Source organism: Streptococcus milleri (assembly GCF_900636525.1).
GTDB classification, from domain to species: domain Bacteria; phylum Bacillota; class Bacilli; order Lactobacillales; family Streptococcaceae; genus Streptococcus; species Streptococcus hominis.
Genome location: NZ_LR134288.1, coordinates 1,813,720 through 1,839,003 on the forward strand (window position 1 = coordinate 1,813,720; position 25,284 = coordinate 1,839,003).

The 25,284-nt window shown below is 38.1% G+C and carries 24 protein-coding genes; 6 read left to right on the top strand and 18 right to left on the bottom strand.

The annotated features are described in order from the left end of the window. Positions 1 to 45: 45 nt before the first annotated feature. Together EL087_RS09010 and EL087_RS09015 are read left to right on the top strand one after the other, a co-directional pair. Positions 46 to 927 (top strand): helix-turn-helix domain-containing protein, encoded by an 882-nt coding sequence (locus EL087_RS09010; protein ID WP_126408066.1) that lies wholly within the window; start codon positions 46 to 48, stop codon positions 925 to 927. Positions 928 to 944: 17 nt separating this feature from the next. After that, positions 945 to 1,718: a Cof-type HAD-IIB family hydrolase gene (locus EL087_RS09015; RefSeq protein WP_021002231.1), complete on the top strand. Its 774-nt coding sequence runs from the start codon at positions 945 to 947 to the stop codon at positions 1,716 to 1,718. A 39-nt stretch (positions 1,719 to 1,757) separates the two neighbouring features. Here the strand turns inward: EL087_RS09015 and EL087_RS09020 are convergent, their stop codons facing one another. Further along, positions 1,758 to 4,556: a YhgE/Pip domain-containing protein gene (locus tag EL087_RS09020; RefSeq protein ID WP_126408068.1), complete on the bottom strand. Its 2,799-nt coding sequence runs from the start codon at positions 4,554 to 4,556 to the stop codon at positions 1,758 to 1,760. Between the two features lie 173 nt (positions 4,557 to 4,729). On the opposite strand from EL087_RS09020, the gene EL087_RS09025 reads away from it, so the two are divergent. Then, positions 4,730 to 5,263: a TetR/AcrR family transcriptional regulator gene (locus EL087_RS09025; RefSeq protein ID WP_126408070.1), complete on the top strand. Its 534-nt coding sequence runs from the start codon at positions 4,730 to 4,732 to the stop codon at positions 5,261 to 5,263. A 111-nt stretch (positions 5,264 to 5,374) separates the two neighbouring features. Here EL087_RS09025 and rpsD read toward each other — a convergent pair whose 3' ends face one another. The 9 genes from rpsD to EL087_RS09070 all read right to left on the bottom strand — a co-directional run bounded on the left by rpsD (position 5,375) and on the right by EL087_RS09070 (position 15,296). Beyond that, positions 5,375 to 5,986: a 30S ribosomal protein S4 gene (gene rpsD, locus EL087_RS09030; RefSeq protein WP_003026749.1), complete on the bottom strand. Its 612-nt coding sequence runs from the start codon at positions 5,984 to 5,986 to the stop codon at positions 5,375 to 5,377. A 204-nt stretch (positions 5,987 to 6,190) separates the two neighbouring features. Further along, entirely contained in the window at positions 6,191 to 6,823 is a 633-nt protein-coding gene (locus EL087_RS09035; RefSeq protein ID WP_126408072.1) for an HAD family hydrolase, read from the bottom strand. A 58-nt stretch (positions 6,824 to 6,881) separates the two neighbouring features. Further along, positions 6,882 to 7,154, bottom strand: coding sequence for a Veg family protein (locus tag EL087_RS09040; protein WP_003027868.1), 273 nt, complete (start codon positions 7,152 to 7,154; stop codon positions 6,882 to 6,884). A 3-nt stretch (positions 7,155 to 7,157) separates the two neighbouring features. Continuing rightward, the gene (gene dnaB, locus EL087_RS09045) at positions 7,158 to 8,510 is read right to left on the bottom strand and encodes a replicative DNA helicase (protein ID WP_126408074.1); all 1,353 of its coding nucleotides are present in this window, start codon (positions 8,508 to 8,510) and stop codon (positions 7,158 to 7,160) included. A gap of 31 nt (positions 8,511 to 8,541) precedes the next feature. Then, positions 8,542 to 8,994 carry a 50S ribosomal protein L9 gene (gene rplI / locus EL087_RS09050; protein ID WP_126408076.1) on the bottom strand — a complete coding sequence of 151 codons (453 nt, stop codon included), beginning with the start codon at positions 8,992 to 8,994 and terminating at the stop codon, positions 8,542 to 8,544. Further along, the gene (locus EL087_RS09055; protein ID WP_126408078.1) at positions 8,991 to 10,967 is read right to left on the bottom strand and encodes a DHH family phosphoesterase; all 1,977 of its coding nucleotides are present in this window, start codon (positions 10,965 to 10,967) and stop codon (positions 8,991 to 8,993) included. Before EL087_RS09055 ends, rplI begins: the two co-directional genes overlap by 4 nt. Positions 10,968 to 11,237: 270 nt before the next feature. Continuing rightward, positions 11,238 to 13,154: a tRNA uridine-5-carboxymethylaminomethyl(34) synthesis enzyme MnmG gene (gene mnmG, locus EL087_RS09060; RefSeq protein ID WP_126408080.1), complete on the bottom strand. Its 1,917-nt coding sequence runs from the start codon at positions 13,152 to 13,154 to the stop codon at positions 11,238 to 11,240. 135 nt (positions 13,155 to 13,289) lie between these two features. Next, positions 13,290 to 14,435: a tRNA 2-thiouridine(34) synthase MnmA gene (gene mnmA / locus EL087_RS09065; RefSeq protein WP_260664242.1), complete on the bottom strand. Its 1,146-nt coding sequence runs from the start codon at positions 14,433 to 14,435 to the stop codon at positions 13,290 to 13,292. Positions 14,436 to 14,768: 333 nt separating this feature from the next. Further along, complete coding sequence (locus EL087_RS09070; RefSeq protein WP_003027874.1) at positions 14,769 to 15,296, bottom strand: LysM peptidoglycan-binding domain-containing protein; 528 nt, start codon at positions 15,294 to 15,296, stop codon at positions 14,769 to 14,771. Positions 15,297 to 15,543: 247 nt separating this feature from the next. Between EL087_RS09070 and sdaAB the strand changes: the two genes are divergently transcribed. From sdaAB to EL087_RS09085, 3 genes are read left to right on the top strand one after another with little or no spacing between them, the layout of a single operon-like run. Continuing rightward, complete coding sequence (gene sdaAB / locus EL087_RS09075; protein WP_003040771.1) at positions 15,544 to 16,215, top strand: L-serine ammonia-lyase, iron-sulfur-dependent subunit beta; 672 nt, start codon at positions 15,544 to 15,546, stop codon at positions 16,213 to 16,215. A gap of 8 nt (positions 16,216 to 16,223) precedes the next feature. Further along, positions 16,224 to 17,096 carry an L-serine ammonia-lyase, iron-sulfur-dependent, subunit alpha gene (gene sdaAA, locus EL087_RS09080; RefSeq protein WP_003040650.1) on the top strand — a complete coding sequence of 291 codons (873 nt, stop codon included), beginning with the start codon at positions 16,224 to 16,226 and terminating at the stop codon, positions 17,094 to 17,096. A 52-nt stretch (positions 17,097 to 17,148) separates the two neighbouring features. Next, complete coding sequence (locus EL087_RS09085) at positions 17,149 to 17,805, top strand: HAD hydrolase-like protein (protein ID WP_003027877.1); 657 nt, start codon at positions 17,149 to 17,151, stop codon at positions 17,803 to 17,805. Positions 17,806 to 17,942: 137 nt separating this feature from the next. Here EL087_RS09085 and EL087_RS09090 read toward each other — a convergent pair whose 3' ends face one another. The 8 genes from EL087_RS09090 to yfmF all read right to left on the bottom strand — a co-directional run bounded on the left by EL087_RS09090 (position 17,943) and on the right by yfmF (position 25,129). Then, a complete protein-coding gene (locus EL087_RS09090) occupies positions 17,943 to 18,560 on the bottom strand; it encodes a LysM peptidoglycan-binding domain-containing protein (RefSeq protein WP_003027878.1) in 618 nt (205 codons plus the stop codon). 156 nt (positions 18,561 to 18,716) lie between these two features. Further along, entirely contained in the window at positions 18,717 to 19,511 is a 795-nt protein-coding gene (locus EL087_RS09095; protein ID WP_126408084.1) for an energy-coupling factor transporter transmembrane component T family protein, read from the bottom strand. Next, positions 19,504 to 20,343, bottom strand: coding sequence for an energy-coupling factor transporter ATPase (locus tag EL087_RS09100; protein WP_003027880.1), 840 nt, complete (start codon positions 20,341 to 20,343; stop codon positions 19,504 to 19,506). Before EL087_RS09100 ends, EL087_RS09095 begins: the two co-directional genes overlap by 8 nt. After that, positions 20,328 to 21,155 (bottom strand): energy-coupling factor ABC transporter ATP-binding protein, encoded by an 828-nt coding sequence (locus EL087_RS09105; RefSeq protein WP_003040763.1) that lies wholly within the window; start codon positions 21,153 to 21,155, stop codon positions 20,328 to 20,330. Before EL087_RS09105 ends, EL087_RS09100 begins: the two co-directional genes overlap by 16 nt. A 1-nt stretch (position 21,156) precedes the next feature. After that, positions 21,157 to 21,696, bottom strand: coding sequence for a CDP-diacylglycerol--glycerol-3-phosphate 3-phosphatidyltransferase (pgsA, locus tag EL087_RS09110; RefSeq protein WP_003027883.1), 540 nt, complete (start codon positions 21,694 to 21,696; stop codon positions 21,157 to 21,159). Positions 21,697 to 21,706: 10 nt separating this feature from the next. Then, on the bottom strand, positions 21,707 to 22,528 hold the full coding sequence (rodZ, locus tag EL087_RS09115) for a cytoskeleton protein RodZ (protein ID WP_126408086.1): 822 nt from the start codon (positions 22,526 to 22,528) through the stop codon (positions 21,707 to 21,709). A 58-nt stretch (positions 22,529 to 22,586) separates the two neighbouring features. Next, positions 22,587 to 23,882, bottom strand: a complete 1,296-nt coding sequence (gene yfmH / locus EL087_RS09120) for an EF-P 5-aminopentanol modification-associated protein YfmH (protein WP_126408088.1) — start codon at positions 23,880 to 23,882, stop codon at positions 22,587 to 22,589. After that, positions 23,882 to 25,129, bottom strand: coding sequence for an EF-P 5-aminopentanol modification-associated protein YfmF (yfmF, locus tag EL087_RS09125; protein ID WP_126408090.1), 1,248 nt, complete (start codon positions 25,127 to 25,129; stop codon positions 23,882 to 23,884). Before yfmF ends, yfmH begins: the two co-directional genes overlap by 1 nt. Positions 25,130 to 25,284 lie beyond the last annotated feature (155 nt).

A 25,284-nucleotide genomic window follows, 5' to 3' on the forward strand; every position in this document is an offset into this window, starting at 1 on the left:
ATGCCCACTATTTTCACATTTCATATTTAACACAAGGAGTCACCTATGCGTTGGGATATTGGCACAGTTTACAAGACGATTCGAAAAGCAAAGGGAATCACCCAGCAAGAGATTTGCGGAGATTGGATTTCTCGCTCCAATCTTTCCAAGTTTGAAAGCAACCAATCCGTTCCCAGCTATGAAACCATGGAATTTCTGCTCCACCAGATTGACATGAGCTTTGGGGAATTTGAATATATTTGTGATTATTATCATTCAAATCACAGAATGAAGATCATCTTACAATTTAAAAATTATTTGTCTGTCGTTGAAACAGAACAATTATTGGATTTAACCAAACAGTGTGAAGCCTACTTGAAAGCTCATCATGATATTCCCATTAGCAATATTTTGCGTATGGCAAATATACTAATTGAAATTAGAAAAAATAAAATCAGTAGTCAAGCACAAGTTTTAGCCCAACAGTTATGGACAGATTTAGAAAAACGAGATACTTTTTATGAAAGTGACCTAAATTTACTAAGTGTCATTCTTTATTTCTTCCCACTAGAAACCATTCAAAATATAACGGAAAAAATCTTAGCCAGTCTCAACAAGTATAAGCATTACAAAGAAATTCACAGTACACAATTCTCCATTTTAGCCAACCTTTCGACCATCTACCTTTACAACAACCACCTTGACGATTGCCAGCGTATCACCGAGATGATCTTACCGATCGCCAAGCAAACCAAACGATACGACAAGCTCGGCTTTGCTCAGGTTCGCCTGGGCATTTGCCAAGGAGACGACGACCTTATCCAGAAAGGTCTCCAGTTGCTTGAGCTGACAGAAGAAACGACCTTGCTCGAAAACTTGAAAGAAGAAGTCAAACAGCATCGTACTTCCCCTTCTTCTCATGTTTCACGTGGAACTTCAACACCTTAAAAGAGACGGAGACGCCAATGACTTACAACGGATTTGTATTTTTTGATATTGACGGCACCTTGGTTGATAGCCAAGGACAAGTCCCAGCAGACAACAAAACAGCCATTGCTCAACTACGAGCCAACGGCTTTCTGCCTATTATCTGTACGGGGCGCGGTCGCGGAGAAATGGGGACGGTTCTGGAAGACGCTGGGATTCATTCCGCTATCTTGCTAAATGGCATGGAAATCCTCCATGAAAAGCAATTCCTGTTTGAAGGACGAATTGCACAAAACAGCATTCTCAAGCTCCTGCAACTGGCAAAGGAAAATGAGCATGACCTTGGTTTTTATTCGCAAGGAGAAATGCGTGTGACGGCGCTCAGTCTGACTGTTCAGCGGAATTTCCGCTATTTTCATCAAGACCTGCCCCAAGTCGGTCCGACCATTTATCAAAACCAGCCTTGTCAGATGTTGCTCATTTTTAGTGAGGAGCCAGAAAAAGACACCCAGTACCAAACAGAAGTCCCTGAACTGCACTTTTTCCGTAACAGCCCCTACTCGATAGACATCACGCCGCACGGCTGTAACAAAGGCTCTGGGATTCAGCACCTGCTGACCTTGATGGCAGACGAAGCACCGACTTACGCATTCGGAGACGGGCTCAATGACCTGACCATGTTTGAAACAGTAGATTATCCCATTGCAATGGGCAATAGCCAAACAGCCGTCAAAGAAGCAGCCACTTTCATCACGCGCTCTAATGATGAAAATGGCATTCCACATGCCCTTGCCCACTTTGGTTTAATTTAAAAAAGAAGCTCCTGTATTCAAGATACAAGAGCTTTTAGATTAGACTAATTCTTTTTTATTCGGATTGTAGACCAAGAAACCAAGACCGACAAAGAGCAGCAGAACAACTGTCATGAAGGCAACTTGTCCGCCAACTTGCCCCGTCATCGAAATCGTTTGACGCAAAGCCGAAACAGAATAGCTCATCGGCAACCAAGGATTGACATCTTGGAAAATCTTATCCGTCAATGGCAATGGGTAAGTACCCGCACTAGAGGCTAGTTGCAACAATAACAAAATCAAAGAAGTGAAAGCACCAAGCTTAGTGTCCCACGTTACCAAAGCCGTCACCACAGCCATGAAGCACATGCTGGTCAAAAGAATGATACCAAGCGTTGTCCATTCGTGGTTGGCGGTTAAGCCAATCATATGTACCGCACCATACACCAACAAACCTGCTAAGAGAGAAATAACGCCATTGACCTGAATACGTGCTTTCAGCCATTCCATACGTGTCTCAGGTTTCTTACCAGAGGGCAACGTGTTAAAAATGATATTGGTTGAAATCGCTGCTACAAAAAGTGCCACAGAAATCATATATGGAGCCATACCGATACCATTTTTACCAACGTGGTCTTTATCTGTTTTCTTCGTTGTCAATGGATTTGCAAGCGCCTTGGCGTTGGCTTTATTGGTTGTCACCGTGGATAATTGATCTTTGGCGTCTGTCAAACCTGCTGTTAAGCTGTCCGCACCCGACACAAGTGCTCCCAGATTAGACGTGATAGTTGAGCTGCCGTCTGCCAGCTTCGTAGAACCATTCGCAATTTGACCAGCACCGTCAGATAGTTTGCCTGCCCCTGACACAAGAGCCGCAGAGTTGTTCACTAATTGACTAGCTCCGTCTGCCAATTTTGCCAAGCCAGCGTCGATTTGACCATTATTAGCCGCCAATTGATTAGCTCCGGAATTGATTTTTGCCATACCAGATGTCAATTGACTATTTTTACCAGCCAAAGTCTTAGAACCTGAACTGATTTTCGCCATGCCAGACGTCAACTGCTCATTCTTACCAGCCAAGGTCTTAGAACCTGAACTGATTTTCGCCATGCCGGATGTTAATTGACTATTCTTACTAGATAAGGTATTAGCTCCTGCTGTTATCTGCGCAACCCCATTGGTGTAGTCGGTTACACCTTTTGCCAATTGACCAGCACCTGTTGCTAAGCTCGTTTGCAATTGGTCAATACCTGCTGCTACTTGATTAGCACCCACATTTGATTGTTGCAAAGATGCAAGGATTTCTGCTTGGGATTGTTGTGCGCTCGTTTGAAGCTCTGAAAGCGCACCTTTTGCTTGTCCGATGACAGCTGCGCTTTGTTGATTAGAAGATTGCTCTGGCAAGTTCGTCACTTGCGTCTTGAGCGCTTGAATATTTGTCAATAGACTTGCCGCAGTCGTAGCAGTTTGACTTGGAGTTTGCGAAATCGCAGCATTGATTTCTGCCTGCTCACTAGCACTTAACTTTTGATAAGCAGCTGTAGCAGCCACGTTAGTTGCAATCGTAGTCTTGTCTGTCGTCGCACTATTGGCAAGCGTGTTCACAGCCGTTTCCATATCGCTTAAAGCAGTTGTCATGCTTGCTTTGGCAGCTGACAAGTCTGATCCAGTTGAAAGAGCAGTTTGCACAGCAGTTAAACCTGCTTGCAAATCCTGTAGCTTTTGAACTTGTTCAGCAGTCATGCCAGATTGTTGAACAGTCGTCATTAACGTGTTCAGACCCGTAGCTAATTGATGCGCACCGCTTGATAATTTTTGAATTTCTTCATTAGAAGCACTCAATTGATTAACACCAGCCAATAAGTTTTGCGATTGACTGTTTAATTGATTTGCGCCACCTGCAAGATTGGCCACACCATTGGTATAGGTAGTTAAGCCATCTGATAATTGCCCTGAGCCGTCAGCCAATTGACCAACAGCACTTGTATAGTCTATCAGACCTTTTGATAATATATCTGACCCAGAAGCTAATTGACCAACAGCATTTGTATAGTCTGTCAGACCTTTTGAAAGCGTATCTGACCCAGAAGCCAATTGACCGACACCTGACGTATAAGCTGAAAGGCGTGTCGATAGCGTACCAATTCCGTCTGAAAGCTGACGCACACCAAGCGTATAGGTCCCCAAACCTGTCGTCAATGTATTAGCGCCGTCTGCAAACGTCATGCTAGAGCTAGATAAAGTATTCAAATTATCTGTCAAGGTTTGACTACCGTCTTTTAATTGTTGACCGCCAGAAGCGAGTTGACCACTACCAGAAGCAGCTGTTGTCATGCCTTTCCTCAAGCTATTCATACTCTTGAAGAGAGATGTCGTGTATGTATTTGTTACATTGTTAGCGACAGTTTGTTGAAGCCGCATCATAGCTGAGTCACTCATCTTGCTGGCAATAAAGCTGTGTCCGCTAGATGTTTGATAATCAATCTGCATCTTTTGCGGCTTATTATCCAGAATACTAGCAGCCTTTTGAGACAAATCACTTGGAAGCGTGATTATCATATAATAATCACCTTTCTCCAATCCCTTCTTAGCCTTTCCTTCAGATACAAAATGAAAGTCCAAAGCATCATTCTTTTTAAGACTTTTCACCATATCATCGCCAACAGATAAGGTGTTGTTGTTAAATGTTGCATGTTGGTCTTTATTCACAACCGCTACTGGCAATTCTGAAACTTTACCATAAGGATTCCACATGGAGCTCAAAAAGATCACATTATAAAGAGCAGGAATCAAGGAAACACCAATCATGACAATCACAAAAATTGGTTTTTTGAAAATTGCTTTCCATTCTTTGAACATTTTTTCTCCTCTATCTTAGACACTCTGTATAAAAATTTTAATTTTTGAAATATTTTTATACACATTGTCTAAATATTTGATATAATAGATTATACAGTTTCTGAAATTTTTCACAAGAGAAAAAATTCATTTTTAGACACGTTGTATAAAATTGTTCAAAAGAGGAAGGTAAAATGGTAGAAAGTAACAAACGTCAAAAAACAAAAATGATTATTGAAAACGCTATGGTAGAGCTACTGGAACACGAATCATTCGATCAGATTAGCACTGTCAAGTTGACAAAAACGGCTGGTATCAGTCGCAGCAGTTTTTATACACACTACAAAGATAAATATGACATGATTGAGCATTATCAGCAAAAACTTTTTCATAAGTTAGAATACATTTTTGATAAGTATGCCCAAGATAAGCGCAGTGCCATTATAGAAGTTTTTGATTTTCTCACACGTGAATCTCTCCTTTCTGCCCTATTGACAGAAAACGGAACCAAAGAAATCCAAACTTTTTTACGCCATAAATTCCAAATTATGCTAGCTGAAGACCTACAAGAGCGCTTTAGTAGTAAACTACTAAGTCAAGTGGAGAAAGAATACAGCCATGTTTACCTGACAAACGCCTTTTTTGGAGTTTGTCAAATGTGGATTGCTAGAGGGAAAAAAGAAAGCCCTGAGCAAATGGCAGATTTTCTTTTAAAAATGTTGGATTAGAATATTTCTTATACCTGCCCTAGTAGCACCCACAAGCTCTCTAGGACTTTTTTCGTAATCTTTATAACAAAAAAGAAGCTGGGGAAATCCCAACTTCTGATAATCCATTGATTAAAGTTGTTTGTTGTAGTATTCAACGACAAGTGCTTCGTTGATTTCTGGGTTGATTTCATCGCGTTCTGGAAGGCGAGTCAATGAACCTTCTAATTTTTCAGCATCAAACGATACGAACGCTGGACGTCCAAGAGTTGCTTCAACAGCTTCGAGGATTGCAGGTACTTTAAGTGACTTTTCACGAACTGAAATCACTTGTCCAACAGATACGCGGTAGCTAGGAATATCTACACGTTTTCCGTCAACAAGGATATGACCATGGTTTACGAATTGACGAGCTTGACGACGAGTTGTTGCAAGTCCAAGACGATAAACAACGTTATCCAAACGGCGTTCCAAAAGAAGCATGAAGTTAAAACCAAGGATTCCGCCTTTAATTTTAGTAGCTTGTACGAACAAGTTACGGAATTGTTTTTCACCTACACCATAAGTGAAGCGAAGTTTTTGTTTTTCAGCCAATTGCAAACCGTATTCTGACAATTTACTACGGTTGTTTGGTCCATGTTGACCTGGTACGTAGTTACGACGTGCTAATTCTTTACCTGTACCTGTAAGTGAAAGACCCAAACGACGAGCTTGTTTCCAAGATGGTCCTGTATAACGTGACATAAACATGTCCTCCTGTAAAAATAATAATTTGAGGAAATAGTCACTTAGAAAGCCCTGATTCGTGCAGAACATTTTCGCCTAAACAGCCAAGGCTACTTTTATAGCTAATGTTCTGTTGACGAGCTTCATGCTCTCCTGCTGCTATTTCACACAAAAGCCATTATATCAAAAAAAATCCTATCTGTAAAGACGGATTTTACCAGATTATTTCTTTCTATGAAAATAACCTTTCTTTTTCAACAATTCTTCTATCGCAATTATATTTTGCTGTTCAGATGTTGCTAAAATAGTTTCAAATCCTAGACTTTTAGCGACATCTAAATTAACCTGTAGATCATCTATAAACACACATTGATTAGCTTGTAATGCGTATTGAGCTAGTAACTTTTGATAGATACTTTTATCTGGCTTTGCACACCCTACTTCGTAAGAAAGGATTTTACCAGTCAAAACTTTCGTCATCGGTAATAAACCTGCATTTTCAACTGCATAAAATATCTCACTTGTAGTAGACAAAATATAAATGCCATATCCCAGCTGAGCCCATTCAAAAATTTTCTCTTGTAGCTGATGATAAACATCCACTGTCTCATACCAATGAGTAAAAATGGCTTCAACAGTAGCAGAGTAAGAACTATCTAGCAATGTTTGAGCTGCCTGAATGGCTACTTCCAAAGTTAATTGTCCAGTATCTGTCTGAGCCCAGAACCCCGAATCAAAAATAGCAGCTTTGACGCACTTTCGGTCTTCTTCATCTTCTACAAAAGTAGCTAAAATCTTAGCGGGATTCCATTCAATTAAAACATTGCCAAAATCAAAAACTAGATTTTTAATCATTTTTCACTCCAGCCACATCACATCAAAGCAGTTTTTCGCCATTAAAACAAATTTATTCTCAATCCAAATAATGAATGAGATTTTTCTCTGTTAAAATATCTGAATAAGTATAAGATTCGACATAAGTGTTTTCAATCTCACCTGGTTGACCTCCATTACTTGTATATTCAACGATAAACAAAGAAGGATAAACTTCAATCAAGCGCCCTTGCTTATTTTTTTGACGTTTACGACCATTTTCAAGAGTCATTTCTACCATTTTGCCCTCATGGGCTTTGATTTCTTCTTTGATTTTTCTCATTTTTGCAACATCTGTAAATGCATCACTCATTATTTATTCCTCTCTCTTGGAAATACTTGAAAACTTATTGTATTCTTTTTGGAAAATCAATTCCACCGTACCACGCGCACCGCTACGGTTCTTTTCGATAATCACTTCAACCTTGTTGTTTGGAAGCCCTTCAGGTTCTTCACCGCCGCGTTCATAGTAGTCATCTCGATATAAAAATGCAACAATATCTGCATCCTGCTCAATTGAACCAGACTCACGAATATCTGACAAAACAGGTCGTTTGTCCTGACGCTGTTCCACACTCCGTGACAATTGGCTCAGCGCAATGACTGGCACTTTCAACTCTTTTGCCAAAATCTTTAATTGACGAGAGATTTCAGAAACTTCCTGCTGACGATTTTCTCGACCAGTCCCTGTAATCAACTGCAAGTAGTCAATCAAGATCAATCCAAGATTTCCTGTTTCTTGCGCTAATTTTCGAGCACGCGAACGAATTTCTGTAATCCGAATTCCTGGCGTATCGTCAATGTAAATACTAGCTTCTGCTAGATTTCCTTGTGCAATCGCATACTTGCTCCATTCTTCATCCGTCAGTTGCCCTGTACGGATTGAATGTGATTCAATTAACCCCTCTGCTGCCAGCATTCGGTCTACTAGGCTTTCTGCCCCCATTTCTAAAGAAAAGATAGCGACTGTTTTATCTAGCTTTGTTCCAATATTTTGAGCAATATTGAGAGCAAAAGCTGTTTTACCAACCGCTGGACGAGCTGCCACGATGATTAACTCTTCTTCATGCAAACCCGTAGTCATGTGATCTAAATCTTGATAACCTGTCGCAATCCCTGTAATATCAGAAGTTTGCTGAGACCGCGTTTCCAAGCTGCCAAAGTTAAGATTCAAAATCTCTTTAATATTTTTAAAGCCGCTTCGACTAGCATTTTCACTAACATCGATCAGCGCTTTTTCAGCCCCAGCAATGATTTCATCTGCAGGACTAGAGCCATCATAAGCTAGATTGATAGAGTCTGTCAGCCGCGAAATCAACCGACGCAGAACAGCTTTTTCTGCGACAATCTTAGCATAATATTCAGCATTGGCAGAAGTCGGAACTGAATTGACCACTTCAACCAAGTAAGACAAGCCACCGATATTTTGCAAATCACCCTGACTGTCTAAAATATTACGAACAGTTGTCGCATCAATGGCATCGCCTCGATCTACCAAGTCAATCATCGCTTTAAAAATTAACCGATTAGCATATTTAAAGAAGTCAGTTGGCTCGATATATTCACGAACAAATACCAGCTTACTTTCATCAATAAAAATCGCACCTAAAACAGATTGCTCTGCTAAAATATCCTGCGGTTGTGCTCGCAATTCATCAATATCTGCCATAAGACCTCCTCTCTCAAAAAATATTCTTCAATTAACCTTCTTTTACACGTAAGTTAATCACACTCGTCACATCTTGATAAACTTTCACTGGCACATCAATCAAACCAACAGAACGAATAGGGCTCTTGACTTGAATCAATCGTTTATCAATCTTAATTCCAAATTGCTTCTGCAGCTCTTCAGCAATTTTTTTACTGGTAATAGAACCAAAAGTCCGTCCATCTGGTCCCACTTTTTCAGTAAATTCGACAATTGTACTTTCTGCTTCCAACTTTTCCTTAATGGCTTGCGCTTCAGCTAGCATTTCAGCGTGTGCTTTTTCTTCTGATTTTTGTTTTCCGCGAAGCTCGCCGATAGCTGCTGCAGTCGCCTCTTTTGCAAGATTTTTCTTAATCAGAAAATTCTGTGCATAGCCAGTAGGCACTTCTTTAATTTCACCTTTTTTTCCTTTACCTTTTACATCTGCTAAAAAGATTACTTTCATTCTTCTAACTCCTTATCTTTTAGTACTTCACGAACAATAATTTCATTCAGGCTATGAACCACCTGAGCAATTGTCTGGTCAGGAATTTGCGCTGCCGCCAAATTAAAATGACCGCCGCCGCCCAGTTCTTCCATGATACGTTGGACATTGATTTTACTACGACTACGAGCAGATATCGATATACTATTTTGTTTGTTTTTGCTGACAACAAAACTAGCTTCAATCCCTGACATAGCTAACATAGCATCTGCTGCTTTACTGATAACAACTGTATCATAGCATTTTTCTTCTGCTCCGGTAGCGACGAGTACATTTGGCAAGATTTTCTTACCATTTAAAATTAGCTCATTCACTTCACGGTACTCATCAAAGTCTGTGGCAGAAATATCTTGAATGGCTACGCTATCACTTCCGCGCGTGCGCAAATAGCTCGCTACATCAAACGTCCGACTCGTTACACGAGAAGAAAACTTCTTCGTATCCAGCATAATCCCAGCCATCAACACACTAGCCTGCATTTTACTCAAGCGTCTTGTCTTAGAATTTTGGAATTGAATCAACTCTGTTACCAATTCACAGGCACTGCTTGCTCCACTTTCGATATAAGTGATAACAGCATTTTCCGGAAAATCTTGATCTCTTCTGTGGTGATCAATGACAATAATTTGGTTAAACAAATCATAAAATTCTTTTGATAAAGTCAGAGCTGTTTTTGAATGATCCACCATAATCAACAGAGAACGATTGGTCACCATTGTCATCGCATCAGCGACCGAAAGAAGATTGGTCTCCCCTTCATCCTGCAGTCTGCGAACTGCTCGCTCAATATCCGCAGCCATTTGATGAGGATCATAAACAGCATAAGTCTGATCAATAATATTACTAGCAAATACTTGCATTCCCACAGCAGAACCAAGCGCATCCATATCCAAATTTTTGTGCCCAACTACAAAAACTTGGTCCACACTTTTAATCTTATCCGAAATAGCAGTCATCATAGCGCGCGTGCGAGTACGTGTCCGTTTCACCGATGCAGCTGAGCCACCACCAAAGTAAACAGGATTCTTTGACTCAGCATTTTCTTTGACAACAGCCTGATCACCACCACGAACTTCAGCAAGATTCAAGTTTAAGAGAGCCACTTTACCAATTTGCTCATGATTACTATCACCATAAGAAAAGCCCATACTCAATGTGAGAGGAATTTCCCGCTTTTTAGCTTCTTCTCTAAACTGATCAATAACTGCAAACTTATTTTGCATTAACCGATCTAGCACCGTGTAATCCGTAAAAATATAGAAACGATCCATTCCAACACGACGAGAAAACATAGCATATTTTCCTGCAAATTCAGAGACAAAATTTGCAATAAAGCTATTAATGTGGCTAATATCTGAATCTGAGACGACGTCCTCTAAATCATCATAATTATCGACTGAAATAATACCAATAACTGGTCTTGTCGTTACTAATTCTGAAGTTGCTTCATACTCATTAGATGCATCAAAAAAGTAAAACACACTTGAAGCATGATCTAAGTAGACCGAATATTTTGTATCCCCAATTGTTGCATACGACCCAGCACCCTCAGATGGTGTTTTGGTAATTTTTTGCAGCAAATCCACATCAAATTCACCGTCTTCATTGGTAAGAATCAACTCTGCGTAAGGATTAAACCATTCTACATTTCCAGATGTTTGATCAACTTTTACAACACCAACCGGCATTCTTTCAAGCAATGATGCCAAACTATTTTCTGCTTGATCATTCACATACTGGATTTGTTCCACTTCATCAATTTCATAACTTTTTTGTTGGTAAATCAATAGAAAAATCAAAAGGGCAAGCACCAAAAAAAGTGCAGATAACATCAGAATGCTGCTACCAAAAACTCGTAATAAAATAGCTAAAATTCCAAAGGAAATAATGCCCATGATTACAAACTGAATTGGAGTAAAACGAAATTTTTTCATCACAAACCTCTTAACCGCCATTTTACCACAAAAGCTCTAAAAAAGCGAGTTTTCCCTTATTAAAACAAGCCAAATAATACTGTCAAGCCAAATAATACTGTCAAACATTAGAAAAAATTAAATCTTCCTGCATCCCTTTGATTACTTTACAGAACAGAATACCTGATTTTCCCATTAAATTAGCTTTATTTCTCTGGTAGTTTACAGCTTTGTCAAGTATTATTGACGAAAAAACACTTGCTCAGAAATGTGAACAAGCATCTTCATCATTTATTTTTTTGCTTTTTCTTGATTTTTTGAGATACTTCGTGATTTACCTTCCAAATAAACCATCAAAATCGAAATATCCGCTGGATTGACACCTGAAATCCGACTAGCTTGACCAATTGTTTCTGGGTTTATTTTCTTAAATTTCTGACGAGCTTCTGTCGCAATGGAATCAATATCATCCCAGTCAATGTTTGCTGGTATCCGTTTTTCTTCCATTCGTTTCATCTTCCCAACCTGATCCAACGCCTTGGAAATATAGCCTTCATATTTAACTTCAGTTTCAATCAATTCAATAATCTTTTCATCTAAAACTTCAGCTGCTGAACCGACAAACTTGACAACATCTTGATATGAAACTTCTGGCCGACGCAAAAATTCTTTCGCTGTAACTGCATCTGTCAATGGTTTAAAGCCTAATTTTTCAACCATTTCATTCGTTTCTTTAATTGGCTTTAATTTAATAGAATTCAAACGCTTCATTTCAGTTTCATATTGATGTTTCTTAATTTCAAAACGCAGCCAGCGCTCATCATCAACCAATCCTACTTTACGTCCAATTTCAGTCAATCGCATATCTGCATTGTCGTGTCGTAAAATGAGACGATATTCAGCACGGCTTGTCAAAAGACGATACGGCTCCACCGTTCCCTTGGTGACCAAGTCATCAATCATGACCCCAATATAACCATCACTGCGTTTCAAAATCAGTTCTGGCTTTCCTTGAACTTTCAGAGCTGCATTGATTCCTGCAACAATGCCTTGTCCCGCTGCTTCTTCATAACCAGACGTCCCATTCGTTTGTCCAGCTGTAAACAAACCTGAGATTTTCTTAGTTTCTAGAGTAGCGCGAAGCTGATGTGGCATAATCATATCGTATTCAATCGCATAGCCAGTTCGCATCAATTCAGCATTTTCAAGCCCTTTAATAGAATGCACTAAATCTTTTTGAACATCTTCTGGCAAACTCGTTGACAACCCCTGAATATAAACTTCTTCCGTATCTCGCCCTTCTGGCTCCAAGAAAAGTTGGTGACGCTCTTTATCTGCAAAACGAACAATTTTGTCTTCAATTGACGGGCAGTAACGTGGTCCTACACCTTTCACCATTCCTGAAAACATTGGTGCACGGTAAAGGTTGTTTTGAATAATTTCATGACTTCTTCCATTAGTATAAGTTAGCCAACAAGGAATCTGATCTTTGAGGTAATCCTCATCGTGAGAAGTATAGGAAAAGTGGTTCGCTTTTTCGTCTCCAGGCTGAATATCCGTTTCTTCATAATTGATGGAAGAGGCTTTCACACGTGGTGGAGTCCCTGTTTTAAAACGCCCAATTTCAAACCCTAAATCACGTAAATTGTCTGCTAAGTTAATTGCAGCTAAACTATGATTAGGGCCAGAAGAATACTTCAAATCTCCAATAATAATTTCTCCACGCAGAGCTGTACCGGTTGTTACGACAACTGCCTGTGCAGCAAACTCTTGGTGCGTGGCTGTTTTCACACCAACGACTTTCCCATTCTCAACTAGAATCTCATCTATAATAGTTTGACGCAAAGTGAGATTTTCTTGATGTTGAACCGTCTTGCGCATTTCTTTAGAATAAAGTTCCTTATCTGCTTGGGCACGAAGAGCACGAACCGCTGGACCTTTCCCAGTATTGAGCATCTTCATTTGAATATAAGTTTTATCTATATTCTTAGCCATCTCTCCACCTAGAGCATCCACTTCACGTACAACGATCCCCTTAGCAGATCCTCCAATAGAAGGATTACAAGGCATAAAAGCTAGCATTTCAATATTGATTGTCGCAAGTAGGACTTTACAGCCCATTCGACTGGCTGCTAACGAAGCCTCAACACCTGCATGCCCTGCGCCAATTACGACAATATCATAACTTTCAGTAAAATTGTGTGTCATCTTTTCTTTCCTTATTTTTTCACCAAAAAAGTCAAACCTCTAGAAGTGCAGGACAAAAAGCCTGCAACATCCATGAGCTTTGACCATCATAGTTATTGCTATATCCATTTTAGCAGATTGCTAAAAAATGTCAATCTAAATATACTGTTGAAGTTTACCATCTTTATAGGCATTGTCAATCAAGCCACCACCAAGACACTCTTCTTCATCATAAAATACAACGGCTTGTCCAGGTGTAATAGCACGTTGAGGTTCTGCAAAGTTGACAATTGCCTTGTCACCCTTTACAGTTACTGTAACCTTAGAATCTGGCTGACGATAACGAAACTTAGCTGTACATTCCATAGTAAACTCAGCTGGCATTTCTCTTGTAAAATGTACTTGACTAGCGTCAAGACTCGTTGACATCAAGTTGTCATGGTAAAAACCTTGACCAACATAAAGAATATTTTGACTGAGATCCTTACCCACTACAAACCAAGGTTCATTATCCCCGCCATGCTGACCACCAATGCCAAGGCCACCACGCTGACCAATTGTATAATACATTAAACCAGCATGTTCACCCATATCTCGACCATCAACTGTCATCATGCGACCAGGTTGAGCCGGTAAATAGTTTCCTAGGAATTCTTTAAAGTTTTTCTCACCAATAAAGCAGATGCCAGTTGAATCTTTTTTCTTAGCAGTAGCTAATCCTGCTTTCTCTGCAATAGCTCGAACTTCAGACTTTTCTAAATGTCCCAAAGGGAACATCGTTTTTTGCAGCTGCTCTTGTGATAACTGACTAAGGAAATAAGTCTGATCTTTGCCATTATCCACTCCTCGCAGCATATGAACAATTCCGTCTTCATCGCGCTTTGCACGCGCATAGTGACCTGTTGCCACATAATCCGCTCCCAATGTCATAGCATAGTCCAAAAAAGCTTTGAACTTAATTTCTTTGTTGCACATGACATCTGGATTCGGGGTTCTACCAGCTCGATATTCAGCTAAGAAATATTCAAAAACGCGATCCCAATACTCTTTTTCAAAGTTGACAGAATAATAGGGAATGCCAATTTGGTCTGCCACAGCTGCTACGTCTTTATAGTCCTCTGTAGCCGTACAGACCCCATTTTCGTCAGTGTCGTCCCAATTTTTCATGAAAATGCCGATCACGTCATAGCCCTGCTCCTTTAACAAAAGAGCCGTAACTGACGAATCCACACCGCCACTCATTCCGACAACGACACGTGTTTTAGAATGATCACTCATAGTGTTCTCCCATCTTTTCGTTATTTCACGATTGAAGGTCGTGTTTTGCTTTCAACGATTGAAGGTCGCTTAGAGCAAGGTTTATTATAACACGAAATAACCTTAAGAACAAATTTCAATAACCAGACATCAATAACTTTACACTACTGTAAACTAAAAATTCAGTGGATAAACTATTAAATCAGTGAATGAAACAATAGAGATTCTATCAAAAGGGCGAATCTAATGAGCAACTTTCAGCCTCTATCTACAGTCTGAAAATGGTGCTTTTAGTCGTAAACTACTATATTAAAACCTTGCTTTCATCACAAAAAGGTTGAGACATCTTGTCCCAACCTCAATCATTTTTTGTATTCATCAATACCAGCCATTTGCTAACCAGAAAGTCTTTGCAGCTGACCAAGAACCATAACGACTTGCTACATAAGCATCAGCTACTTTTTCTTGATTTTCTGCTGACAAATCACCATTTAAGTAAGATAAACTCAATTGGTAACGACCATAATATTGTCCATTTTGGGCTGTGTAACTGCCACTTGATTCTTTTTGCGCAATCCATTCTTTTGCAGCTGCATCTTCAGCACTCAGACCAGATGTGGTAGTTGCCGAATTACTTGACTCCGCAGTTGCAGTGCTTGTAGTGGTGTCATCTAACTCCAATACCTGCCCAACACTAATCAGATGAATATTGCTAATTTTATTCTTCTGAGCAATTTTATCAACTGTTGTATGATGTGATGCAGCAATAGCTGAAAGTGTATCTCCAGATTTCACTGTATAACTATCCGCGTTTGCAAGTGTAGGAAGAAAGAACAGCGCTGTTGCTGCTAAGCTCATTAAACCTACTTTCATTTTTTTATTTGTATTCTTTAAATTCAAAATCATTTAAATTCTCCTTTTCTGTGATAGAACTATCATATACCTTAATTATTACTATTGTTTTTACCTTTCATTAAAAATATTACAGGCAAATTGAAGAGAGACTAAAATTCACCCTATATTTCTTTGCTTTAAGGTTACTATAAGAAAAGTGACCTTAAAGATGGTCTAGAATTTATATCACATCTATTTTATCAAACAAAAAATACTGAATTTTGATATAATGAAGCTAATGAACTTATAAGGAATTACAATGAACTCACTAAAATTTCAATCTGTTTTTGATATTATTGGACCTGTTATGATTGGTCCATCTAGTAGTCATACTGCAGGAGCTGTTCGTATCGGAAAAATTGTCTCGTCTATCTTTGATGACGAACCAACAGAAGTTGAATTCCAACTATTTAATTCTTTTGCGAAAACTTATCGGGGACATGGTACAGACCTGGCTCTTGTAGCTGGGATTCTCGGAATGGATACAGATGACTCTGATATTCCAAATAGCCTAGAAATTGCTCATAAAAGAGGGATTAAAATTGTCTGGACTATTCAAAAAGATAGCAATGCTCCACACCCAAATACAGCTAAAATCACCGTAAAAAACGACCACAAAACGATTAGTGTTACTGGTATTTCTATTGGTGGTGGAAATATTCAGGTAACTGAATTAAATGGTTTTTCTGTTTCACTCAGCATGAACACTCCAACAATCATTATCGTTCACCAGGACGTACCTGGAATGATTGCTCATGTTACTGAAGCACTTTCTCGTTATAACATCAATATCGCACAGATGAATGTCACAAGAGAAAAAGCAGGTGAAAAAGCAATTATGATCATTGAAGTTGACAGTCGCAGCTGTGAAAGAGCTATTGAGGAAATCAAGAAAATTCCTAAACTTCATAATGTCAATTTCTTTAAATAGGAGAGTTTATGTTTTATTCAATCAAAGAATTAGTGGAGCAAGCAGATTTAGACTTTCAGGGTAGTGTTGCCGAACTTATGATTGCTACTGAATACGAACTGACAGGTCGTGAACGAGATGAAGTCTTACGCTTGATGACTAGAAATCTAGAAGTTATGAAAGCTTCTGTCGTTATGGGATTAGATGAAAGTAAATCTCGGAGTGGTTTAACAGGTGGCGATGCAGCCAAACTCCACAAATATATTCAATCAGGAAAAACTCTTTCGGACTATACTGTCTTGACGGCAGCTAAAAATGCTATTGCTGTCAATGAATACAATGCTAAAATGGGGTTGGTCTGTGCAACACCGACAGCAGGAAGTGCTGGTTGTTTACCCGCTGTCCTTACATCTGCTATCGAAAAATTAAGCCTTACTGAAAAACAACAACTAGACTTTTTATTAACAGCTGGAGCTTTCGGTCTAGTCATCGCTAATAATGCTTCTATTTCAGGAGCTGAAGGGGGTTGTCAAGCAGAAGTTGGATCAGCCTCAGCCATGAGTTCAGCAGCACTTGTTTTGGCAGCAGGTGGTACCCCATTTCAAGCCAGCCAGGCGATTTGTTTTGTGATTAAGAATATGCTTGGATTAATCTGTGACCCCGTTGCAGGATTAGTAGAAGTTCCCTGTGTCAAACGAAATGCTATGGGAGCTAGCTACGCTTTCATTGCCGCTGATATGGCTTTAGCAGGTATTGAATCAAAAATTCCCGTTGACGAAGTAGTTGACGCTATGTATCAAGTTGGAGCAAGTATGCCAACTGCCTTCCGTGAGACTGCTGAAGGTGGATTGGCAGCTACACCTACTGGTCGTAGATTGTCCAAAGAAATTTTTGGAGAGTAACTTTCTCCAAAAAAGGAAAAAGTTTACAACTCTGTAAACATGAATTTAGACTATGCAAAATTTTAAATATATTTTTTTCGATTTAGATGGAACACTTGTTGACAGTTCTGTAGGAATCAAGAATGCTTTCCAGCACGCATTTACTTCACTAAATATCAAAGCCCCTGATAGCAAAGAGCTGGATACTTTCATTGGACCACCTTTAGAAGTTAGTTTCGCTTCTGTAGTGCCAGAGACCAACGTCAATCAAGCTATTGCTTTCTTTAGAGAATACTATAAAAATAACGGTGTTTTTGAAGCTCAACTTTACAAGGGTATAAAAGAACTGTTGTTAGAATTAGAACATTCGGATTACCATGTCTATATTACCACTAGTAAAAATGAACCAATGGCCCATAAAATGGCACAATACCTAGAAATTGATAAACATTTTAATGGTATCTTCGGCTCTCTTCCAAATTCTTATCATAAAGCAGATGTTATAACTCGTGCTTTAAATAATTCTCATGCTAATCTTAAGCAATCTATTATTGTTGGGGATACAAAATTTGATATGATTGGTGGAAAATCAGTCGGAATTGCTACTTTAGGAGTTCTGTGGGGATTTGGAAACAAGAAAGAATTAACTGACAATGGGGCAGATTTTATCTCAGATTCGCCTCAGAAAATTTTAACAGCTTTGGTAAATAATACTTTACATGAATTGTAAACCATCTTTACAATATACAATCAAAGATTCTAAAACAAACAACTATGTTTACTAAGCCAATCACTCATAGAAAAAGACGAATCATTTTTTACTCAATGATTCGTCTTTTTGTTTACTCATTTATCATAAAATTTTGCTTAATAGTTCCAAGCTGAAAGACCTTGAGCATTATAAGCACGGTAAGCAGATTGAATCTGATCATCTACTGTTGCTGTTGACCCCCAACCTGGCATAGTTTGGAAAAGACCACTAGCTCCTGATGGGTTATAAGCATTTACTTGTCCGTTTGACTCACGAGCAATGATATGTTCCCAAGTTGATGCTGGGACACCTGTCAATTCTGCCATACGAGCAGCTGCATAAGATCCCGTAGCACCAGCAGTATTTCCATTAGGAAGAACAACATTTGAAGAAGTGTTTGCAGCCGGTTGCGAATAGGTAGTGGAAGCAGCAGGTGCGTTATATGTCACATCTTCATAAGTTACAGCTTCTTCTGTTGTAGTTTCTGTTGAAACTTCTGAATTTTTCTCTTCATCAAGTTCTAAAATTTGCCCAACTTTAATCAAGTCAGGATTTTCAATTTTATTGAGCTCAACAATTTTTTCAACTGATGTGTTTTTTTCTTTAGCGATTTCTGATAAAGTGTCACCTGATTTAACAGTATAAGATTCAGCACTTGCAATAGCTCCCGTTGCAAAAAAAGCAACTGCCGTAAAAAGTCCTGATAAAGTCCATTTCATTGATTTTGTATTCATGTATATATCAATTTCTCCTTTTTTCGTATAATACTATATTACACATAAAATATTACTTTAATCTTATAATTATATTACAAAGATTACAGAAATATTGATTTTATACGCAAAAAACGCCCTTCAAGGCGTTTTTTAGCTAACAATAATATAAGTTTTTTAACTTTTTAAGAAAAATAACATCAAACCTAAAGCAAACATGATAAAAATAGAAAGGGTATCTGCTTTTTTCCACCTCAATTGACGATAACGACTTCTTCCTACACCACCTTGATAACCTCTCGCTTCCATAGCAGTTGCCAAAGCATCCGCACGTTTAAAGCTAGAAGCAAATAACGGAATTAAAATCGGAATAATTGATTTTACTTTTTGAACAATATTTCCTTCACCAAAATCAACCCCACGCGCCCTTTGAGCATTCATAATCCGTGTCGTATCATCCATCAAAGTAGGAACGAAACGTAAACTCATTGATAACATCAACCCTATTTCATGAACGGGTACCTTTAATGCTACTAAAGGCTGCAATAATGATTCAACTGCGTCTGCCAAACTAAGTGGCATTGTTGTTAAAGTCAATAAGGTAGAGAATATAATAATTAAAAGAAAACGACTAAAAATGATACCCGCCTGAGCCAGACCTACTTCAGTAATTCTAATAAAGCCAAATTGAAATAAAGTCGTGCCACCAGATGTAAAAAGTAGTTGAAACAAAGTAGTAAAAGCAATCAAAAAGACCATAGATCTTAATCCTTTAAGGAAAAAGCCTAAAGGAATCTTGGAAAGTCCAACTAATAATATTGTAAAGACGAATAATAGTCCATTTGTTACAATATTATTTGCCAAAAAGATAATTAAAATAAAGAGAAACATTGACAAAAGTTTGCTGCGAGGATCTAATCGATGAATGATTGAATTTCCAGAAACATATCGCCCCAAAATCATACTATCCATGTAGTAACTCCTTAAATTCTTCTATGGTGATAGGTAAATACGGAAGAGTTAACCCTCTATTTTTTAATTCTTGTACAAATTTTGTAATTTTAGGGACTCCTAGTTGAATACTTTCCATAAATGCTACATCTTGAAAAACTTGCCGAGGCTCTCCGCTTTTGACTAATCTTCCTTTTTCCATCACATAAACCGTATCTGCAAAATTAGCAACATCATCCATCAAATGCGTTACCAAAACAATGGTCATTCCTGCTTCATGTAATCGTTTAAATAAACTCATCAATTCTTTTCGTCCAGCAGGATCTAAGCCTGCTGTTGGCTCATCCAATACAAGAATATCTGGCTCCATGGCTAGGATACCAGCTATGGCTACTCGACGCATTTGTCCCCCAGACAGTTCAAACGGGCTTCGTTCAAATAATTCTTCTGAAATTCCGACAAGAGTTAATTTTTCACGTGCTACACGTTCAGCGTCTTCCTTTGATATTCCAAAATTTTGTGGACCAAAAGCAACATCTTTTAAAACGGTCTCATCAAAAATCTGACTTTCAGCAAACTGAAAAACTAGGCCTACTTTTCTACGTACTTGTTTAATATCTTTGTTTACAGATGTGGAAGTAATTTTGACATCATCAATCACAACACTTCCTTCAGTTGGGACTAAAAGCCCATTCAGCAATTGTAAAATAGTTGATTTTCCACTACCTGTATGACCAACCAAAGCAGTATATGAGCCATCTTTTATTTCTAAATTGACTTCAAAAAGGGCAGGACCCTCAAAGGGAGTGCCTGCTTGATAAGTATAACTTACATTTTCTAAAGTGATTCCCATAAATAATCCTGCAATTCTTTTTCTGTTAAATAGCGCTCTGGCAATTGAAAGCCTGAATTCAGCAAAGTTTCCTTTACTTGATTTGTAAAAGGTTCATCTAAACCTAAATCTTCTAAATCCACTCGTGAAAAAAGCTCACTTGGTGTGCTGGTTGATTCCACCTGACCTTCCTTCATCACCAAAACTCGGTCACTAAGAGCCACCTCCTCCAAATCATGCGTGATAGAAATAACAGTCATTCCATGTCGATCTTTAATCTTTTTAACTGTCTGGATCAACTCTAAACGCCCTTCCGGATCCAACATACTAGTTGCTTCATCTAAAATAATGATGTCAGGACGCAAAGCAACCACACCAGCAATAGCCACGCGCTGCTTTTGCCCACCTGAAAGTCTTGCAGGTTCACGCTCTTTAAAATCTTGCATTCCAACAATGTCTAATGCTTCTTGAACTCTGTCAAACATTATTTGGTAATCCATTCCTTGATTTTCCAAACCAAAGGCAACATCATCCTCAACAGTCGCCCCCACAAATTGATTATCCGGATTTTGAAAAACCATCCCAATATGCTGGCGCTTTTCCCATACATTTTCAAGAGTTAATTTATCTCCATCAATGATAATCTCGCCACTTTCTGCCTCCAACAAGCCATCTATTAAACGAATCGTCGTAGACTTGCCACTGCCATTATGCCCCACAATAGACAGCCACTCTCCTTGTTTCACGTGAAACGTCACATCCTTGAGAATATAATCATCTACATGATGATCGTATTTATACTTTAAATGCTGAACTTCAATGATATTTTTCATATTATCTAAATGTATCTTTAAAAAGATAGGCACTTCCTTTGAAGTAGTCATAACCCGAATAAATCGTAAAAATCAATGCAATATATAGCAAAACTTGTCCTAGCAGTGTCCAGTGCAATAACAGAAAAATAATGGAAAACATCTGCGTAAATGTTTTTATTTTCCCTGGCATAGCAGCAGCTAAGACTGTCCCTCCAGTTTCAACCAATAATAACCGCAAACCTGTCACAGCTAACTCACGACAGATGATAACTGCAACAACCCAAGCAGGTGCTATATTCATTTCAATCAACATAATAAAAGCTGACATGACCAATAACTTATCTGCCATCGGATCAGCAAATTTCCCAAAATTTGTTACAACCTTCCATTTACGAGCCAAATATCCATCCAAATAATCTGTAATGCTGGCTACTGCAAAAATAATCGCTGCAAAGACATGCATTCCAACAGAGTGACCCAAGGATAGTACTAAAATAAAAATTGGAATTAAAGCAATCCGCAAAAGAGTTAAAGCATTGGGAATATTTTCTTTTTTCATTTTCTTTTCCTTAATTGTTTATTATAAGTGTAATTGTACCTGTCAAACTTGTCAAGCCTGACGTATCAATCTGTTGATTATCAATTGTAATGGTCACACCTTGAACCACACCAAGAGTAATTGTTGATGTAGTGCCTGGTGAAATAGTGGTTGACACACTTTGATTCTCAGGACTTAATATTGCCCCACCTTCTAAGTCTGTACCTGTAACACTTACCCAACTAGTTGCATCAGTAACTGATAGTTTTAAATTGACAGAGCTTGTTGCACCTGTTAAGGTTGCTGTCAAGTTGTTACCATTTCCTGATACAGTCAAATTTGTATTTGAACTGCCAGAAGATTCACTAGAAGTTGCCTCACTAGTCGAACTAGAAGAAGTAGTTGTCTGTTTGTTTACAACACTATAACTTGATGAAGGAGTGGTTGTTAATGAGTTATGGTGAACGTATGTCCAAACATAATAACTAACAAAAGATAAAATAGCTAATGCAAGAATCGTCAGATAAAATAATGGTAAAAAAGAAGTTCGTTGTTTTTTTGTTCTTCGACTTCTAAAATTCTCTTCCTCATCAACATCCACTTCATCATAAGTAATCATGTTTCCCTCTTCATAAGCATCAAGAATAATTCGCTCATCTAAATCAACAGCCCAAGCATATTTTCTTAGAAAAGAACGGGCATAGAAGGGACTGGGAAGACGATCAAAATCATCAGCTTCCATAGCTTCCAGTAGCTCTAACTGAATATCTGTTTTCTGTTGTAAATCTTCCAAGCTCATTCCTTGATTAATACGAGCTAACCTCAGGACTTCACCGATTGTTTTCTTTCTCATACACACTAGCCTTCTTTCTATTAAACACTATTTTACCAAATTTCATCAAAACATGAAATTATTTTGGAAAAATAGTAAAATCAATCATTTCACAAGAATCAATAAAATGATGTCCTATTTCAATCACATCAACTAAACTAATTGTCTGTAATATTTTTGGTAAATCAAATAGATTATCCCCTTCTGAAAAGGTTTCGTATTGAGTGGCAATATATTCTAATGAGTTCAGTCCATGTAAAAAATCACCAAACATTTCACTTTTTATAATATCAAGATGCTCTTCTGTTACATCAGGGTCTTTTTCAAAATCACGAATCGCAGAACGAAATTGGTGAGACAGAGCAACTGGCTCACTAGTATCCATTGTTAACATCACAAAGTGAAAATCTTTTTCTACTTCAACTTCTAACGATAATGAGTTGTCTATTTTTCCAGCCTCATAAAGCGTTTGAAATCTTTTAGATGTCCAACCAAACATCATTGCAAATAGCAATTTTAAAGCAGTCTTATAACGAAATAAATCAGCTCCCACTAGTGATTGACTCCCACGTAATCCGATTGCAAGTTTAGAACTTGCCACTTCCATTCGAACACTCCCAGTAGAAATAACAGGATTTAACGCAAGGGGAAAACGTCTAATCAAACTTGCTTCATCAATCCCCTTCAAAGATTCGTGTTGTTCCCGAATAACAGCAATGGTCTTTTCTAAGTCAAAATTACCAATCAGCAGTAAACTCATATTAGATGGATGGTAAAAGGTTTCAAAGTTTTCATCCAAATCCTCAACAGTTATTTCTGCAATTGATTCAACGCTTCCTGCAATATCTTCTGCCAATGGAGTGTCTGGATAAAGATTTGCTAAAGTGTGAAAAAACAGGCAATAATCTGGATTGTCTTTGTACATATCAATTTCTTGCTGGATAATTCCCTGTTCACGTTGAACAGATTCTTCTGTGAAATAAGCATTTTCTAGTAAACTTTGCAACAATCTCACATTTTCTAAAACATTGTCCGTCGCCGAAAAAAGATAACTGGTCTTAGTAAAACTTGTAAAGGCATTGCTCTCAGCACCTAATTCAACAAATTGTTGTAAAAGATCTTGACCATTTTCATCCTCAAATAATTTATGTTCCAAAAAATGTGCAACTCCTGCAGGGTATTGAACAGCTTGATTAGAACCACGCGGAATAAAAGAAGTATCAATTGAGCCAAAATTTGCTGTCATAATCCCATAAGTTTCATTGAAATCTCGTTTGGGTAAAAGAAATACTTTTAGACCATTTCGTAAAGTAGTCTGATAGACTGCTTCTCCAACTGCTGGATAATCCTTCCTCTCCATTTTTAAAATTTGCATTATTTTCCTTCCATAAAATAAATCGCTTGTAGCCTGAGTTGTGTTGCAGCAACAATGATATCTTCTCGGCTGACTGCTTCTAAAGCATTTAGCCAAACAGCAATTGGCATAAATGTTTTCTGCAAAACAGATGCCATATAAGCTTGTTCTATCAACGTATTTTGCCTATCTAAAGAAAGGAGCATCGTATTTCGTAGCATTTTTTTGGTCTGATTTAACGCCTCATCAGTAAAATGTCCTTTTTTTAAATCTGCAATTTGTCGATAAATTAAACTCACTGTTTTTGTTCGATTTTTCCTATCAATTCCAGCATAAATACGCATCATACCCGAAAAAATATCAATACTACTTGAAATTGTATAAGCTAGACCCTCTTTTTCCCGAACATTAACAAATAATTTTGAATGAGCAAAGCCACCTAAAAGTCCGCTCAATACAATAAGAGGGATATGAGTCTTATCACCATATTGAGCAGAAAAATGATATCCTAATTCAACAATAGATTGATGAGCATCTTTTCGCTCCAATGATTCTTTTAAAACATTCGAAAATTCTTGATGATAATGCAGTTGCAAACTAAGTTGACGCGGCTGTAAACCAAAGGTTTTAATATGTTCACAGACTTCAATCTCATTAAAATCACCCATAAAAAAGATGTCAATTTTATCATTTTGAAGCATTTTTTGAAAAATAGCAAAACTACTTTCTGGTGTTTCCTTGTCAACTAAGTCTGGCGTAGCTAAACGAGGAGTTTTCATTTCCTTTTCTGTATAAAATAATTTATTCAGCTCTTGATGCGCGTGATAAAAATGATCTTCAATTTCAGCTTTTAAATCATTGAGTACATTCTTTTTTTCAATTTCAAAAACAGCCTGATTAAAAGCTCCTTCATTCGCTAAAGGTTTTAACAAGCTATCCTTTAAAAAATCAAGTATCTCTCCTGTTAGTGTATTTTTTCGACTTAAAAATGCATCGCTAACAAAAGAGATATTTAAATCCACGTAATGTATTAGTCCTCTGCGTGATAATCCCGTTGAAAAGTTGGCACCATAAAGAGTTGCTAATCGTTCACGAAAAATCTGCGAAGTTGGATAGATTTCATTAGCTGTTTCAAGCATACTTGCAACCAGCACGCGCCCCGCTATCGTATCCGTAGACATCGGAGCTGAAAACCTCATTTTTATTCGATTCGTTTTAAATTTTTTGGATGTTATAAAATGGAGATCTACTCCAGAAACCAGCTCCATAGTGTCCCTCATGTTCTTTTAATATTGACTTCTATTATATCACGAAACGACTCCTAATTTCTCCTTCAAGCTTTATTCTTTCAACTTAAAACGTTTTCTTAATGGTGTGATTGTGATAATTCTAATATCATCTTTTCATCTAATTATGATATAAT

Excerpts from the sequence above, each read along its gene's own strand:
- rodZ (WP_126408086.1), bottom strand. The coding sequence starts at position 22,528 with ATGAGAAAGAAAACAATCGGTGAAGTCCTGAGGTTAGCTCGTATTAAT.
- yfmH (WP_126408088.1), bottom strand. The coding sequence starts at position 23,882 with ATGCAAATTTTAAAAATGGAGAGGAAGGATTATCCAGCAGTTGGAGAA.
- rpsD (WP_003026749.1), bottom strand. The coding sequence starts at position 5,986 with ATGTCACGTTATACAGGACCATCTTGGAAACAAGCTCGTCGTTTGGGT.
- EL087_RS09085 (WP_003027877.1), top strand. The coding sequence starts at position 17,149 with ATGCAAAATTTTAAATATATTTTTTTCGATTTAGATGGAACACTTGTT.
- mnmG (WP_126408080.1), bottom strand. The coding sequence starts at position 13,154 with ATGACACACAATTTTACTGAAAGTTATGATATTGTCGTAATTGGCGCA.
- dnaB (WP_126408074.1), bottom strand. The coding sequence starts at position 8,510 with ATGGCAGATATTGATGAATTGCGAGCACAACCGCAGGATATTTTAGCA.
- EL087_RS09095 (WP_126408084.1), bottom strand. The coding sequence starts at position 19,511 with ATGGATAGTATGATTTTGGGGCGATATGTTTCTGGAAATTCAATCATT.
- sdaAB (WP_003040771.1), top strand. The coding sequence starts at position 15,544 with ATGAACTCACTAAAATTTCAATCTGTTTTTGATATTATTGGACCTGTT.
- EL087_RS09055 (WP_126408078.1), bottom strand. The coding sequence starts at position 10,967 with ATGAAAAAATTTCGTTTTACTCCAATTCAGTTTGTAATCATGGGCATT.
- pgsA (WP_003027883.1), bottom strand. The coding sequence starts at position 21,696 with ATGAAAAAAGAAAATATTCCCAATGCTTTAACTCTTTTGCGGATTGCT.
- sdaAA (WP_003040650.1), top strand. The coding sequence starts at position 16,224 with ATGTTTTATTCAATCAAAGAATTAGTGGAGCAAGCAGATTTAGACTTT.
- EL087_RS09040 (WP_003027868.1), bottom strand. The coding sequence starts at position 7,154 with ATGAGTGATGCATTTACAGATGTTGCAAAAATGAGAAAAATCAAAGAA.
- EL087_RS09035 (WP_126408072.1), bottom strand. The coding sequence starts at position 6,823 with ATGATTAAAAATCTAGTTTTTGATTTTGGCAATGTTTTAATTGAATGG.
- EL087_RS09025 (WP_126408070.1), top strand. The coding sequence starts at position 4,730 with ATGGTAGAAAGTAACAAACGTCAAAAAACAAAAATGATTATTGAAAAC.
- EL087_RS09105 (WP_003040763.1), bottom strand. The coding sequence starts at position 21,155 with ATGAAAAATATCATTGAAGTTCAGCATTTAAAGTATAAATACGATCAT.
- rplI (WP_126408076.1), bottom strand. The coding sequence starts at position 8,994 with ATGAAAGTAATCTTTTTAGCAGATGTAAAAGGTAAAGGAAAAAAAGGT.
- EL087_RS09020 (WP_126408068.1), bottom strand. The coding sequence starts at position 4,556 with ATGTTCAAAGAATGGAAAGCAATTTTCAAAAAACCAATTTTTGTGATT.
- EL087_RS09100 (WP_003027880.1), bottom strand. The coding sequence starts at position 20,343 with ATGGGAATCACTTTAGAAAATGTAAGTTATACTTATCAAGCAGGCACT.
- EL087_RS09070 (WP_003027874.1), bottom strand. The coding sequence starts at position 15,296 with ATGATTTTGAATTTAAAGAATACAAATAAAAAAATGAAAGTAGGTTTA.
- EL087_RS09090 (WP_003027878.1), bottom strand. The coding sequence starts at position 18,560 with ATGAATACAAAATCAATGAAATGGACTTTATCAGGACTTTTTACGGCA.
- yfmF (WP_126408090.1), bottom strand. The coding sequence starts at position 25,129 with ATGGAGCTGGTTTCTGGAGTAGATCTCCATTTTATAACATCCAAAAAA.
- EL087_RS09015 (WP_021002231.1), top strand. The coding sequence starts at position 945 with ATGACTTACAACGGATTTGTATTTTTTGATATTGACGGCACCTTGGTT.
- EL087_RS09010 (WP_126408066.1), top strand. The coding sequence starts at position 46 with ATGCGTTGGGATATTGGCACAGTTTACAAGACGATTCGAAAAGCAAAG.